This window comes from Thalassotalea ganghwensis, from assembly GCF_053485795.1.
Window position 1 is genome coordinate 38,957 of the sequence record NZ_JBQRUM010000019.1, and the last position, 15,169, is coordinate 54,125.

A 15,169-nucleotide genomic window follows, 5' to 3' on the forward strand; every position below is an offset into this window, starting at 1 on the left:
GAGGAAGATATGAGTTTATTTATCAGTCAAGCACATGCAGCAACAGGTGCCGCCCCTCAAGGTGGTGGTATGGAAATGATCATTATGTTGTTGGTTTTTGCTTTAGTTTTTTATTTCATGATTTACCGCCCGCAAGCGAAACGTGTTAAAGAGCATAAAAGTTTGATGTCAGCGTTAAGTAAAGGTGATGAAGTACTTACTCAAGGTGGCATTGTCGGTAAAATCACTAAAGTTGCTGATGACAAAGATTTTATCGTTATCAGTGTAGCTGAAGGCATCGAAGTGACAGTGCAAAAAGGCGCGGTTAATGCCGTACTACCGAAAGGCACGATGAAATCGTTGTAAAATTATTCCGAAACAGGTGAGCATAATCTCACCTGTTTCGTTTTGTGGATACTAAATAAAATAGATAGGATTAAATTGTGTTAAACCAATCTCCATTGTGGAAAACACTTCTCGTTATCTTTGTTGTCGCGATAGGTGCTTTATATGCATCACCTAACCTTTATGGTGAAGATCCTGCAGTACAGATATCGGGATTGCGTGGTGTAGAAACAACCGAAGCTACAGCTAACGCTGTGAAAACAGCATTAGAACAAAGCAGCATCGCCTATAGCAGTATTGTGTTAGAAGATGGCCAAGTGTTAATTCGTTTTGCCGCCGCTGAAAATCAACTAAAAGCGCGAGATTTGCTCGATGAGCAACTGGGCGATAATTATTCGGTGGCGTTGAACTTGACCCCTGCGACACCTGAATGGTTAGCTTCACTTGGTGGTTCACCAATGAAGTTTGGTCTTGATTTGAGGGGGGGCGTTAGCTTTACCATGGAAGTCAACATGGATGAAGCAGTAAACAAAGCACAAGAAGGTATGGTAGGTGATTTTCGAAGCGATTTACGTAATGAAAAAATTCGTTATCGGACGGTACGTGAAGCAGGTGACGCTATTGAGATAGTGTTACGAAACGCTGAAGACCTTGCTCAAGCAGAATCCTACTTAGAAAAGCGTTATCGTGATTTTCTATTTGTTGATGATACCGATACCTTAACCTTAACCGCTAAGATGACTGAGCAAAAGCTCAAAGAAATCCGAGAGTATGCCTTGCAACAAAACATCACCATTATCCGTAATCGTGTTAATGAGTTAGGTGTTGCTGAGCCGCTTGTTCAACGGCAAGGTCAAAAAAATATTATTATTGAATTGCCGGGTGTTCAAGATACGGCAAAGGCCAAAGAAATTCTCAATGCGACGGCAACAATCGAGTTTCGTATGGTTGATACCGAGAATGATTTGGCCACGGCATTAAATGGTCGAGTACCGGCAAGTTCTCAATTGTTATATGAGCGCGATGGCAAGCCTGTTTTGCTGAAAAAACGCATTATGTTAACCGGTGATCATATCGTTGATGCAAGCTCTAGTTTCAGTGAATACTCACAACCGCAAGTTAATATTACCCTAGACTCACCGGGGGGAAGTAAATTCTCTAATGCCACTAAAAATAATGTCGGTAAACCAATGGCAACGGTGTTTATTGAGTACAAACCGACAGATCGTGTCGATGCGAAAGGCAATACTATCTTTGAGAAAAAAGAAGAAGTGATTAGTGTGGCAACCATACAAGCCCGCTTAGGTAAAAACTTTCGAATCACGGGTGCTGGCTCGGCAACAGAAGCGCATAACTTAGCATTATTATTACGCGCAGGGGCGTTAATTGCGCCTATTCAGATCGTTGAAGAACGCACAGTTGGACCAACGTTAGGCGCTGAAAACGTGGAATTAGGCTTCCAAGCGATTATGGGTGGTTTTGCTCTAGTATTTTTATTCATGCTCATTTACTACCGTGCCTTTGGCATTGTGGCGAACTTAGCGCTAATGGCAAACTTAGTGTTAATTGTTGGCGTAATGTCGATGATCCCAGGGGCAACATTAACCTTGCCGGGTATGGCGGGTATTGTACTAACCGTAGGTATGGCCGTTGACGCCAATGTACTAATATTTGAGCGGATCCGAGAAGAGCTTCGCGAAGGTAAGTCGGTACAGCAATCAATTCATCAAGGGTATGACGCAGCGTTCTCAACTATCTTAGATGCAAACATCACAACCTTGATTGCGGCTATTATTTTATTTGCTGTTGGCACAGGCCCAATTAAAGGATTTGCGGTTACCTTATCTATTGGTATTGTCACTTCGATGTTTACCGCAATCATTGGTACGCGAACAATTGTCAATGCAGTTTGGGGTGGTAAACGCCTCGATAAATTATCGATATAGGTGACTCAGATGCAGATTTTTAAGATAAAAGAAACGATCAACTTTATGGGCTATCGAAAGATAGCGATGATTTTTAGTGCCTTATTGATGCTTGCTTCTATTGGTTCACTGTTTGTCAATAAGCTTAATTTTGGCTTAGACTTTACCGGTGGTACCTTGATTGAAGTAGGTTTTGAACAGCCAGCCGATCTCAATCAAATTCGACAAGTTTTAGAAGGTGGTGGCTATGATGATGCTGTTGTGCAGCTCTATGGTAGCAGTCGTGATGTGGTTATTCGTTTAGCGCAACGTGAAGGCGTGCAAGCGGAAATGCTTGGTAACCAAGTTCTATCATTGTTAAATGAGGGCACAGGACAACAATTAGCCATGCGCCGGATAGAGTTTGTTGGTGCAAGTGTAGGTGATGAATTAACTGAGCAAGGTGGTTTAGCAATGTTAACCGCCTTGATTTGTATTTTGGTTTACGTTGCGTTTCGTTTTGAGTGGCGCTTTGCTTTAGGTTCTGTATTCGCGCTATTCCACGATGTCTTGCTAACCTTAGGCTTATTTTCTGTGCTTCAATTAGAGTTCGATTTAACCATACTGGCAGCAATTTTAGCGGTTATTGGTTACTCTCTAAATGATACCATTGTTGTTTCTGATCGTATTCGAGAAAACTTTAGGAAAGTGCGAGATGAGACGGCTGAGGAAATTATCAATATTTCACTAACGCAGACGTTAAGCCGTACCTTCATTACCTCAATTACCACGTTATTGGTTTTATTTGCGCTATTTTATCAAGGAGGGGCACTCATCCACGGTTTTGCTACTGCATTATTGTTAGGGGTGTTTGTTGGTACTTACTCGTCAGTTTACGTTGCAAGTTCAATTGCCTTGGTATTAGGTATATCTAAAGAAGATTTAATTCCTGAAGTAGTCGAGAAAGAAGGCGCAGATCAGGAGCAAATGCTACCTTAATGTTTGTAGTGCACTTTAGTTAATAACGATTTTAGAAAACCTCGGCAATTAATTGGCGAGGTTTTTTTATCTATGTATTCTTTTTGTCGCTTTAAGGTTGATTTGTATATAGTTCAGCTAAACAGTTGCTTTGTTAATAATAATTCGCTATTTGTAAAATAGCTGTTATTAATTCGAAATTAGAATGTTTTTTACTCGAAATGTTCAAAAAATACGCAAAAAAAGCTTGATCTTAATATAAAGCTCTCTATAATGCGCGCCAGCTAGAAACGGCAAGGTACTTGAAAGAGTATTACGCAAAACCACCGGTCTAAGGGGATACCTATGACAGCGGAGTTACCTCAGCATAGACAACGCTAATTATTGCAGGCGTTAGAGGTTTTTTGTGACCGTTTCTTATCAATTTCTTTAATTTGATTTAAATAGGGTTTACAAAAACATGAAAAAATTAGCAGTTGTTTTATCTTCAATCTTAGTTGCCACTTCAGCTCAAGCATCTACTTCGAGCGCAACGTTTTATGCAAATGACAATTCAGTCGAAACAAGCATTTGTATCGTTGCCGCTAATAATGGCTATTCTGCTGCGCGTTTAGAAGCGAAAAAGCAAGGTATTCAATATCAATCACTTAATTTTGCTTGCAATGGCTTATCGGTTAAAGAGTTTGCAAAAACTTATTATGTAAAACCTCAAGAAACTGAAAAAGAAGTTGTTCTTGTTCCTGCAAATGATTCATTAGAAAGTCAGCTTTGTATTAAAGCTGCAAACCAAGGAATTAACGCTATTGGAACTATGGCGAAGAAATTAATCTGTAATGGTGATGAAGTTGCTCGCTTTGTACGTAAAGTAAAGAATTCGTAATTGTTTTTCTTTGTAGTCTCTCTGTTTAGCCCAATCTTTTGATTGGGCTTTTTTGTTTCTAAAAGACCGTAATTTCTATCGATAAAGCTCTTTTAGTCATTAATCAATTTGAAAATTGCACGCTCAGGCATGTTCGACAAGTTTTCTTATCTGTTACTTTTAGTTTAGGTGTTAAAGTTTTATTACAATCTAACGCTTAAAGTTAACTGATCAAGTCTTTAATCAGTTTTTGCATGTTGATATTGTAATCATCAGCTTTGATCGCACTAACAATTTCAATGGTTTCTTTGGTTAAATCTACCACTTTTGCTTTGATATACTGGCTGGTGTCGGTGTTATAAAAAATATGAACCACTGGTTTTAATGGTTCTTCTCTATTGCCTTGAATGATAAGGGCAAGTCGTTGGTTTGATAGTTGAACAATAGAGCCTACAGGATGCACTCCTAAAAATTTGATAAACTGTTGAACGATTTGAATATCAAACTTTTCTTTATTGGTCATTAAAAAGCGTAATGCTTCTATCGGTTGTTGCGCTTTTTGGTATGGCCTATCACCAGTCATTGCATCATAAACATCGATGATAGCTGTCATTCTTGCTAATTTTGATATCTTGTCTTTTTTGAGTCCCCGAGGGTAACCAGAGCCATCTAGTCGTTCATGATGATTGAGTACCATGTCTTTAATAATTCCGTTGGCTAGCCCTTGCTCTTTGCACATTTTTATCCCTTCAATAGGGTGCTTCTTAATCGCATTCATCTCGCCATGGGTAAGTTTGTCAGGCTTAATTAAAATACCTTCGGGAATTTTAGCATTGCCTACATCATGTAACAGTGCCCCTAAGGTAACTTGATTAACGACTTCCGGTTTGAGCCCCAAAAATAAAGAAAAACCACATAATAACACCGCAGTGTTGATGGCATGTTCCCATTGATATGTAGAATGATGACGAATGCGGGTTAAAATCGCCATGGCATATTCGTTGCGAACCACTGAGCGAGTAATATCTGCTGCAAGGTCAGCCATGCCATCAGTGGTTAACTTTTTCCCTTGTCTTGCATGGATAAAAATATCTTCTAATCGCTTATTCGCTTCTTCATAGAGCTGGCATGATGTTGCCAACTCATCTAGGCATTCGCTTGCTTTTTCCGTTGAGGCTATTTCAACTTCAGCTGCAGAGTTTGCATTGCTATCTATATGGGGAGGGGGGGCTGTTTCGCTACTATCTTTACTTGCATCATGCTGAGGAGCTTGTTTAGTTAAGTCGACAACAACTTTTGCAACCCCTTGTTTTTTTAATAAAGCAATGGTGCGTTGTGAATTTACCACACCTTGGTTTTTTACTTTGTGCGTACTGTTTTTTAATATGATGTCGATGACATACATCCCCACTTGCAATTGGTCAATGGTGAGGGTTTTTAATTCGGCCATAGCGTCACTAGTAAACGTTCATTGCTTATATATTTGCTTATTTTTAGCGATTTAACAATGAATTGCGGTAAAAATAACCAGAATTTACTTATTTTTGTTTTTAGGTTGTCATCTTGTTGTAAGAATTAAGAAATAAAAATTACATATTTCTAAAACATATCTGTCATTTTTCCCCCGTAGGATAGCCGCAACTTTTAATCAAGTTGGTTGAGTGAAGTTTTTATGATGTCTCAGTGACAAAGCTTCAATTGAACTGCTTGTAAATTTATTAATCCTCGGAGCAAAAAGAAATGCAATTGAAATCTTTATTTAAAGTAAGTGCCATCGCTTGTGCTTTAACACTTGTTGGTTGTGGCGGTGACATTGAAATTACCCCTACAGTAAATGACAACAGCTCGACAACAGATAACAGTGTTAATAACTCAAATAACAACACGGGCAATACAAAAACGGTTGAATGCGCAAGCTATGAAACTGAGGCTGGAAAAGTTGAAGGCACTTATGATGGTTTAGATTGTTTATATAATGATTCTTTTGCAAGTAAGAATGTATCCATTACTTCAAACTTAACTTTTGAAGAGTTACCAGAAGGTGGCGTTCATGTATTTGAAGATGCCTTATTGATTGGTGAAGATGGTCGCACAGATGAAGGTTTTACAATCCCTGCTAATGGCCCAACTATGACGGTTAAGCCTGGTGCTACCTTAGCGTTTAAATCTGGTGAAGCGATTATTCGTATCGCTCGTGGTGCAAAAATTCAAGCGGTTGGTACAGCTGACAAGCCGGTAACGTTTACTTCAGCATTTGCCTTTGATCGTCACGATTTAGAAGGTAAGGGCGCTCAATACGCCGATTGGGGTGGCATCATCATCAATGGTAATGGTTTAACTAACCAATGTACTAACGCTCAACGTGCAGCACAAACATGTAACGTAGCATCTGAAGGTATCACTAGCTACTTTGGTGGAAACGATAACGCAGACAGCAGCGGTAACATTAAATGGGCTAAAATTTGGTACGCAGGTTCAGGTCCTCGTGTTGGTGGTGAAGGTGACGATTTGAACTCGTTAACACTTAACGCGGTTGGCTCTGGTTCATCTTTTGATTACATCCACATTCACCAAGGTTTTGATGACGGTATCGAATTCTTCGGTGGCGCTTCAAATATTAAGCATATCGTTGTAACAGATACGCAAGATGACGCGATTGATATCGACGCGGGTTGGCAAGGTAATGCGCAGTTCTTATTTATTCAACATGGCACTGTAACTACTCGTGATGGCAATATTGCTTACATGGGTAACAACGGTTTTGAAACGGATGGTGAAAAGAACGGTGGTGAAGAATACAACGAAGCACCAGCGTCTTTCCCAACCATCGCTAACGTTACTGTTATTACGACTGACGGTGCTTCAGTACGTGATGAAGACCCTTCTCAAGCGCACAAGTTTGATGATGCAATTAAAACAAACTACTACAACGCTTTAGCTATTAAAACTGATGCGACAAACGGCACTGAGTGTATCGAATTTAAATCTGACGGTTTAGAAAATGCGGCAGAAATCACTTTTAATAACTCAGTCATGGCATGTGTTGCCGAGTTTAAAGACCCAACGCAGATGCCTGCAGGTATGAGTGTCGAACAATGGTATGACAACAACGGCTCAAACCAACGTGTTGGTGGTGATGCAGATGTACTTTCTGCAGATGGTTTTTCAACAAACACGGCTTCAACTGCGATTACGATTTCAGCAAACGACCTTTCTGGCTTAGACGGTAGCTTCTTCGATACTGTCGATTACATTGGTGCGGTTTCTGATAAAGATACAAGTTCAGCTTGGTATAAGTGGGTAGAAGCGGCAGTTACTGCAGCGAATAACGACTAATTACAGAACAAGTTAGTCGATAAGGCGCCGCGTCATTTTATACGGGCGCCTTTTTATTGAACACTGAATTAGGAATACAAAATGACAAATCAACATAAACTCCAAAAGCTAGCGATTGCTGTGGGGCTAGGTTTGTTCAGCTACACCCATGCTGCTTTGGCTGAAGAAGAGCAAGTGATGGAAGAAGTAGTTGCCAAAGCAACGCGTTTACAAGGAAGTGCTGCAGCAGTTGTAGCAGAGCGCAAAAATCAAGCGTTTGTAGCCGATATCTTAGGATCTGAACAGATGTCGCGCACCGGCGACAGCGATGCTGCTTCTGCGTTGAAGCGTGTAACCGGTTTAACACTAGTCGATGGAAAATTTATTTACGTACGAGGCCTTGGTGAGCGTTATTCAAGTGCTCGCTTGAACGGTGCCCAAATTCCCAGTCCAGATTTAACACGAAACGTTGTTCCTCTGGACATTTTCCCTTCAAGCATTATCGAAAGTATGGCGGTACAAAAGGCATTCTCTGCAAATATGCCTGCAGCTTTTGGTGGTGGTGCTATTGATATTCGCACTAAATCAGTACCAAGTGAATTTACTTCAGGCATTGAATTAGGGGTTGCTCATGATTCAAGTGCCAACGATGGCTTCAGCTATGACAGACCAAGTGGTGATATATCTCCTGAACTGAAAACGGCGATAGTTCAGTATCGTGGTCGTTTTACTATTGACAATATCATCAAACGTTCAGGTTTAGAAGATACCGAAACACAAACGGTTTCTGAACAAGCGATCGCGATTAATAATAACTTGTTAAAGACTTTACCACGCGATTTAGTTATTTCAGAGCAATCGATTGATCCTGCTTATAACATTAAAGCGCATATTGGCAATAGCTTTGAAGAAGACTATTTTGGTGGCACTATCGGTTTTCTAGCATCAGTTGGTTATGAAAATAAATGGGATTCTGCAAAGAAATCTACTAAGGTTATTTCACAAAATATTGAATCAGATTGTTCGACATCATTAGCAACGGCAGAAGATGTGGCTAACTCATGTTTTAATACCGTTAAGGACTCAACGGTTACTACAGAAAGTGAACGTTTAAGTGGTGTTTTTAACTTAGGGTATAAGGTAGGTAGTCACTCTGTTTCGATAAATAACTTATATTTAGCCGACAACGAAGATGAAGTTGAAGTGGCTAATCTACAGAGCCCTGCTGGAAGCACGGTTTACACGATTACCACCGACGATCGCGCCAATCGTGTTCATGAGTTTGACTATGAAGAAAGGACATTGCAAGTTACCCAGCTACTTGGTCAGCATACCTTGACAGATTATTGGGGACTTGGGTTTGATTGGCAGTATACACGGTCAAAAGCGTTAACTGAGATCCCATTCCAGGCAAAATATAATTTTAGAGATAACTTCAATAGCGGCAGCTATATTGGCTCTAATATTACCGGTGACGATAACCGAGCTGTTTATTCTTACACTGATATGGAAGACCGAGTTAATTCCTATGGTGGTAATGTAACCTTGCCTATTTACGGGGAAGGTTATGAACTTGAGTTTAAAGCGGGATACGATTTTTCTGATAGAGGTCGTAACTATACCACTTCAAGCTTTGCTGTTCACAACAAATCAGGTTCTGGAATAGACATTAACGATGGCAGTCAATCACCGTTATCTAATAGCGGTTACTTAACGGATGACTTTATCGATGGACAACGTATTTTAGTTGACTTTAACGAGCCAACGGCGCCAGATGCCGACGACTATATTGCCGCGCAGAAAATTGATGCGGCTTACGGTGCATTTGATCTTATTTACAATAAGTACCGCGTAAGTGGTGGTTTACGATATGAAGAATTTAAACAATCCTCAATTGGTACTTCAAGTTTAATTTTTGGCGCAGAAGAGCTAAATATTTTTTGGGCACCTGATAAAATTGAGGCCGGTAGTATTAGCCAAGACGATGTTTTTCCTTCATTAGCATTTACTTACTTGGGTAGCGATCAGTATCAAGTAAGGGCAAGTTACGGTGAAACTGTGGTTCGTCCTGACCTTCGTGAAGTTGTACCTGTTGCGTACTATGACCCATTAACGGATATTCGTACGTTTGGTCGTATTGGTTTACAAAGTAGCCCAATTCAAAACTATGATCTACGATACGAATACTATGCTGACAATGGCGATAACTATTCGATTGCCGCTTTTTATAAAGATATTCAATCCCCGATTGAAACCATTTTACAAGTAGGTGATGAAGATTATTCTGCGACGTTTGTTAACGGAGAAAAAGCAACGGTTGCTGGGGTTGAGTTTGAGTGGATGCATGACTTGGTTTACCTTGCTGAGGGATTTTTTACCTCAGGTAATATTACTTATAGTGATTCTGAAGTTGAAATTGATCCGGGGCTTGCGGGGAACTTAACCAACCCAACAAAGCGAATGAGCGGTCACTCTGAATATGTCTTTAATTTACAGTTAAACTATGATTCGGCCGATGGTAATCATTCTGGTTCATTAGTTTACAATGTTTTTGGTGAGCGAATCATCGCATCAGGAGTGGGTGGTCGTGAAGATGCTATGGAACAACCATTTCACTCTTTAGACCTTGTTTATACCTATTACCCTGACTTTAACTCCCAGATTAAGCTAAAAGTGAAGAACTTACTTGATGAATCTACAGAGGTCACTCAATCTGGTATCACGGTTCGAGAAAAAGAAATTGGTACAGCGATTAGTCTTAGCTACAACTATGATTTTTAACTGCTAGAGCCACTATTGAAAAACTCAGCTTCGGCTGAGTTTTTTATTATAAAATTTAAGAAGGTTTATATTCCAGGTTATATAAAAATCTAAACCTGCTTTATTAAGTAAGCTAAGTCTGATGCTTTACCATTTTTCGTAGAGCTGATTTTTGCTTGATGGGTGATGTCTTTCCAAGCAGTGACTTTGCCACCAATGTTTAAGTGAGCAAATTGACCATAAGGGTCTTCTTTGTCGACAAATCGACATAACGCTTGGTAACTTTTATCTTCGCTGATATCGATAGTCAGCAGCTGACTCTTTTTGTTTTTAAAATAATGTTGTGTCCTAGCAAAATGTTTACGATAGCAATTAATGAGAAAGTCATCCTGATTAATATTGTCGAGTGTAAACGGTGAAAAGGTCGCTAAGTAACAACGTTTTATATGGGGGTTAAAGCCACCATCATCGCAAAGCAGGTTTTTGCTCATGCGATTGAGTAGTTGCTTAATCGAGGGTAACCATAGCGATAAATCTCGGGTTAGCAGGATAAATTTGCTGTTAGGGTAGTATTGATCAAGAAGCTCAAAATCATGAAAAATTGGCGTGTCTGCAAGCACTTGTGCGTTATTAAAAGTTTGCTGGGTATAAGCGGTATGAGCAACGCTAAAGCCTAACTTTAACATGGCCTCACAGATACTGGTTGTGCCTGTTCTTGGTAAACCGATAATAAAGATTTTATTTTTATTTAACGCAGTCATTAGCTGAAAGATGTTTTGTGGTAACTTAGTAAGTTAAAAAGGGAGAAGTATCGTTAAAGCGATTTTACAGCAAGGTCAAGCTCTTTGACACCAAATACTTGTGCTCTGGCGTTATCTATCAGCTGGGCTAATTCGCCAGAGTTAGTCATCTCTTTTATCACCTTATCTACTTTCGGCACCAACGCCTGATGCTTTTTGTGTAGGTAATGATATAACGACCACTTTGCTAAGAACTCTGGGTGGGCGTAGATATTACTTAAGCTTGGATGATTTGCTATTACCCATTGACCGTCAATGTAGTCTGCGAGTGCAACGTCAATAATACCTTTATCAAGTAATTTAAACATATTAGCTGTTGAGTTTGCTTCAACAACGTTAGGCATATCTTCTGTGATATTGTCGGTATGCTTTATGCCTCTAACACGGCCGAGTCGATATTTAGCAAGATCTGCCTTGCTGTATATTTCTACTTGAGTATCTTTTCTGATAAAAGCGGTAGTTACCAAATAATAATAGGGCGTCGGTACCCTAACTAAACTCGGATTTTGGTCACCATATGTCCATATGCGCATAATTTCTCCATCCTTTATCCCTTTGCTAGCGTCATGCTCAGCTCGCTTTCCAGGATAGGAGCTAATCTCAATATCATAGCCAAGCTTTTTATAAACAGCAGTGATAATTATCTTACCAACTTCTTGCTCTGCTAAATGTTCTATTGCGGCAAAATGATAGCTTGTTGCCCATGCAGTCATGGTAAAAAAATTAAATAAGATTGCCGTTATCAGTGGTTTCATCATCAGCTTGTTTTAGTATATTTGTTCGATAGTAATCACGGTAGCACTATCTTAGTAAACTAAAAGTAGTTGTATTAACGATACATTTTACCGAGTTGCTTTACCAGTAATAACAATCGAAACATACATAAATACCATTACTCTCTAACTATAGTAAACGTAAGAAAATTGTCACTTTTTTGTCATTTAATAAAGTTGCAATATTAGTGAAACTTCATTGTCACATTTCATATTTAAAATTAGCCACAAGTTTAATCGCTGGAAAACTTAATAATTATCCAGCATCAATGCTGATGTTCAGCATAAATTAATAAGGTTTAACTATGAAACAATTGGTAAGTTCAATGTTACCAGTAGCCAAATGTGCTGCGGTTTTGACATTATCGACAATGTTAACGATCTCGAGTGTAAATGCTCAAGAACTTGATCAGGTGGTTGAAGCGGGTAAAAAAATCAATACCTCAGCAAATAAATCACAACAAAAAATTGACAAGATCACTGATCAAATTCAAACAAAACTTCAACAATTTAAAGTGGTTAATAAAGAGCTTGATGGCTTAAATGTCTATAACCAGCAAATGCAAGCTCAGTTAGATAATCAGCAAAAAGAACTCAATCAAATTGCCCAATCGATGGAGCAAGTCAGCATAATTGAACGTCAAGTTTCGCCGTTAATGGCACGAATGATTGATACTTTGGCGGAATTTGTTTCTTTAGATATCCCGTTCTTACCTGAAGAGCGTAGCAAGCGTATTAATGATTTAAAAGATTTACTGACGCGTGCAGACGTTGCTGTTTCTGAGAAATTTCGTCGTGTATTAGAAGCTTACCAAGTAGAAGTTGATTACGGCCGCACCATTGAAGCTTATACCGGTTTGCAAACTATTGATGGTCAGGAAGTCGACGTCGATTTCTTACGCATAGGCCGTGTAAGCCTGATTTATCAAACTCGCGATGGTCAACAAATGGGGCGTTGGAATGCAGAAAGTAGTCAATGGGAGCCTTTAGATGCAAGTTATCGAGCCGACATCAAAAAAGGCCTTCGCATTGCACGTAAGCAACTTGCTCCTGATTTGTTAATCGTTCCTGTTGCTCAAAATGCAACGCTTTAATCGCCTGTTACACGTATTTTAAGGAAACTCACATGAAACATTTTTACATTGCAGGCATCGTAGCGATGTTGATGATGATCTCAACCATGGTGTTGGCACAACCTGCTAATGAGCTTGATAAGTTATTAGATAAGTTAGCGCAAGGTCAAATCGCACAAAGTAAGCAAAATGCAGAACGAGAAGCGCAATTTATCGCACGTAAAGATCAGCAAGACGAGCTGTTAAATGACGCTAAAGCTGAAAGAGATCGTGCCATCGCTTTGTCAACGGAATTAGAAACGCAATTTCAACGTAACGAAGTTGATATTGCCAATGCGAGTGACGCCCTGAATAAACGTATGGGTGAGCTAAAAGAATTATTTGGTGTACTTCAACAAGTGGCTGGAGATACGCAAAGTAAATTTCAAACATCGGTTGTTTCTGCTCAATTACCTAATCGCGGCCAATTCTTAGAAGAGTTTGCTCAAAGTATGGCATCTAGCTCTAAGCTTGCTTCGATAGAAGAAATTGAACGCCTTTGGTTTGCGCTGCAACAAGAGATGACAGAATCAGGTAAAGTCGTGCGTTTTAGTCGTGAAGTTGTCGCCGCTGATGGCAGTAAAAGCCAAGAACAAGTGTTGAGAGTTGGTGGTTTTAACTTAGTTGCTAATGGAAAATATTTGGAATATATCGATGAAACGGGCTCTGTTGCAGAGTTGATCCGTCAACCTTCAAGCCGTTACTTATCTACTGCCAAAGATTTAACGCAATCTCAAGGTGAAGTTGTTCCATTTGCATTAGACCCAACAGGTGGTTCGATCGTTGGATTGCTGGTACAAGCCCCGAACACGCAAGAGCGTGTTGAACAAGGCGGCTCTGTTGGTTACGTCATTTTAGCGATTGGTTTAGTCGGATTACTGATTGCGTTAGAGCGTTTTGTCACCTTGTACTTAATTGGCGGTAAAGTTAATCGTCAATTGAAAAGTGATGTTGCTGATGCCAACAACCCCCTTGGCCGAGTGATGCAAGTTAAAGATGAAAACAAAGATGCTGATGTTGAAACCTTAGAATTGAAGTTATCCGAACGAATTTTGCAAGAAGTTCCGGTACTAACAACGCGTTTAACATTGATTAAAATTATTTCAGTCGTTGCTCCGTTAATCGGTCTTCTCGGTACGGTAACGGGGATGATTAACACTTTCCAAGCCATCACGCTATTTGGTACAGGTGACCCTAAGTTAATGGCTGGCGGCATTTCACAAGCTCTTGTTACCACCGTACTTGGCTTGGTTGTTGCGATTCCAATGGTGTTTATTTCTACGCTACTCAATAGTCGTAGCCGCAATATCATCAATATCTTGCAACAGCAAAGTGCGGGCATTATTGCTGAACGTGCGGAAAAAGGAGCGTAAACCATGGTTATGTTCATCGAAATGATGAATAGCATCAGGGAGTTTATGGACACAGGCGGTCAGGTGCTGACCGTCATTGCCGGCGTCATTTTTGTGATGTGGTTGCTGATCTTCGAGCGTCTGTATTTTTTCTTAGCAAGCTATAAGAAAGTCAAGCAAGACATTATCGAACAATGGCAACAACGCCAAGACAAGCACTCTTGGAATGCCGAGCAAATCCGTCAAGCGCAGGTGTCTAGAGCTTATGAGTTGTTAAATAAGAATGTCGCTCTCATTCAATGTTTGGTGGTGTTATGTCCATTGCTTGGACTGATGGGCACGGTAACAGGAATGATTGAAGTATTTGATGTTATGGCAATCTCAGGCAGTGGTAATGCGCGCTCAATGGCTTCAGGTGTTTCTAAAGCCACCATTCCAACCATGGCGGGTATGGTGGGTTCTCTCTCTGGGGTATTTATTGTTACCTGGTTACAACGAAAAATTAAACGTAGAACAGAGCAAATGGAAGATAGCCTTCCAATGGTCTATTCACACAGTTAAATAAGGATAAGTGAGATGCGATCTCAATTAGCAAAAATGTTACAAGAACAAGAGGAAGCGGAAGAAATTAACATGACGCCTATGTTGGACGTTGTCTTTATTCTTTTGATTTTCTTTATCGTTACCGCAACCTTTGTTAAACAAGCGGGTATCGAGGTAAATCGTCCTGAAGCCGCAACGGCGGTGAAAAAAGAGCGAGCGAATATCCTAGTAGCCATCAGTGATAAAGGCGATATTTGGATCAACAAACGTAAGATTGATGTTCGTGCTGTACAAGCCAATATCGAACGCTTAAAAGCTGAAAACCCGCAAGGGACAGTAGTTATCCAAGCTGATAAGAAGGCGACAACTGATATTTTGATCAAAGTGATGGATTCAGCCAGAGCGGCAGGTGTGTTTGACGTTTCAATTGCCGCACAAGAGGTTTAAGT

13 protein-coding genes and 1 riboswitch are annotated in these 15,169 nt (G+C 40.0%); of the genes, 10 read left to right on the forward strand and 3 right to left on the reverse strand.

Going from position 1 to position 15,169, the window contains the following annotated elements; translation table 11 throughout:
• The first annotated feature begins 9 nt into the window (after window positions 1-9).
• From yajC to ACSLUH_RS16490, 4 genes are all read left to right on the forward strand, one after another.
• Window positions 10-345 carry a preprotein translocase subunit YajC gene (gene yajC, locus ACSLUH_RS16475; protein ID WP_448568991.1) on the forward strand — a complete coding sequence of 112 codons (336 nt, stop codon included), beginning with the start codon at window positions 10-12 and terminating at the stop codon, window positions 343-345.
• A gap of 77 nt (window positions 346-422) precedes the next feature.
• Complete coding sequence (gene secD / locus ACSLUH_RS16480) at window positions 423-2,270, forward strand: protein translocase subunit SecD (RefSeq protein ID WP_448568993.1); 1,848 nt, start codon at window positions 423-425, stop codon at window positions 2,268-2,270.
• Window positions 2,271-2,279: 9 nt separating this feature from the next.
• Window positions 2,280-3,227, forward strand: coding sequence for a protein translocase subunit SecF (gene secF, locus ACSLUH_RS16485; RefSeq protein ID WP_448568995.1), 948 nt, complete (start codon window positions 2,280-2,282; stop codon window positions 3,225-3,227).
• A 261-nt stretch (window positions 3,228-3,488) separates the two neighbouring features.
• Window positions 3,489-3,571, forward strand: a riboswitch (cyclic di-GMP riboswitch).
• A gap of 95 nt (window positions 3,572-3,666) precedes the next feature.
• On the forward strand, window positions 3,667-4,086 hold the full coding sequence (locus ACSLUH_RS16490; RefSeq protein ID WP_448568997.1) for a hypothetical protein: 420 nt from the start codon (window positions 3,667-3,669) through the stop codon (window positions 4,084-4,086).
• 202 nt (window positions 4,087-4,288) lie between these two features.
• Here ACSLUH_RS16490 and ACSLUH_RS16495 read toward each other — a convergent pair whose 3' ends face one another.
• Window positions 4,289-5,515, reverse strand: coding sequence for a cyclic di-GMP phosphodiesterase (locus tag ACSLUH_RS16495; protein WP_448568999.1), 1,227 nt, complete (start codon window positions 5,513-5,515; stop codon window positions 4,289-4,291).
• Window positions 5,516-5,805: 290 nt separating this feature from the next.
• On the opposite strand from ACSLUH_RS16495, the gene ACSLUH_RS16500 reads away from it, so the two are divergent.
• Window positions 5,806-7,401, forward strand: coding sequence for a beta-helix domain-containing protein (locus ACSLUH_RS16500; RefSeq protein ID WP_448569001.1), 1,596 nt, complete (start codon window positions 5,806-5,808; stop codon window positions 7,399-7,401).
• Between the two features lie 81 nt (window positions 7,402-7,482).
• Entirely contained in the window at window positions 7,483-10,161 is a 2,679-nt protein-coding gene (locus ACSLUH_RS16505) for a TonB-dependent receptor plug domain-containing protein (protein ID WP_448569003.1), read from the forward strand.
• Window positions 10,162-10,250: 89 nt separating this feature from the next.
• On the opposite strand, the gene ACSLUH_RS16510 is transcribed toward ACSLUH_RS16505, so the two are convergent.
• Complete coding sequence (locus ACSLUH_RS16510; RefSeq protein WP_448569005.1) at window positions 10,251-10,901, reverse strand: sulfotransferase family protein; 651 nt, start codon at window positions 10,899-10,901, stop codon at window positions 10,251-10,253.
• 53 nt (window positions 10,902-10,954) lie between these two features.
• Entirely contained in the window at window positions 10,955-11,698 is a 744-nt protein-coding gene (locus ACSLUH_RS16515) for a substrate-binding periplasmic protein (RefSeq protein WP_448569007.1), read from the reverse strand.
• Between the two features lie 320 nt (window positions 11,699-12,018).
• Here ACSLUH_RS16515 and ACSLUH_RS16520 point away from each other — a divergent pair, with 320 nt between their 5' ends.
• Genes ACSLUH_RS16520 through ACSLUH_RS16535 form a run of 4 tightly spaced genes read left to right on the forward strand, consistent with a single transcriptional unit; the run spans window position 12,019 to window position 15,167 of the window.
• Window positions 12,019-12,807: a DUF3450 domain-containing protein gene (locus ACSLUH_RS16520; RefSeq protein WP_448569009.1), complete on the forward strand. Its 789-nt coding sequence runs from the start codon at window positions 12,019-12,021 to the stop codon at window positions 12,805-12,807.
• Window positions 12,808-12,839: 32 nt separating this feature from the next.
• Window positions 12,840-14,198 (forward strand): MotA/TolQ/ExbB proton channel family protein, encoded by a 1,359-nt coding sequence (locus tag ACSLUH_RS16525; RefSeq protein ID WP_448569011.1) that lies wholly within the window; start codon window positions 12,840-12,842, stop codon window positions 14,196-14,198.
• 3 nt (window positions 14,199-14,201) lie between these two features.
• Window positions 14,202-14,738, forward strand: coding sequence for a MotA/TolQ/ExbB proton channel family protein (locus ACSLUH_RS16530; RefSeq protein ID WP_448569013.1), 537 nt, complete (start codon window positions 14,202-14,204; stop codon window positions 14,736-14,738).
• A gap of 15 nt (window positions 14,739-14,753) precedes the next feature.
• Window positions 14,754-15,167 (forward strand): ExbD/TolR family protein, encoded by a 414-nt coding sequence (locus tag ACSLUH_RS16535; protein WP_448569015.1) that lies wholly within the window; start codon window positions 14,754-14,756, stop codon window positions 15,165-15,167.
• Window positions 15,168-15,169 lie beyond the last annotated feature (2 nt).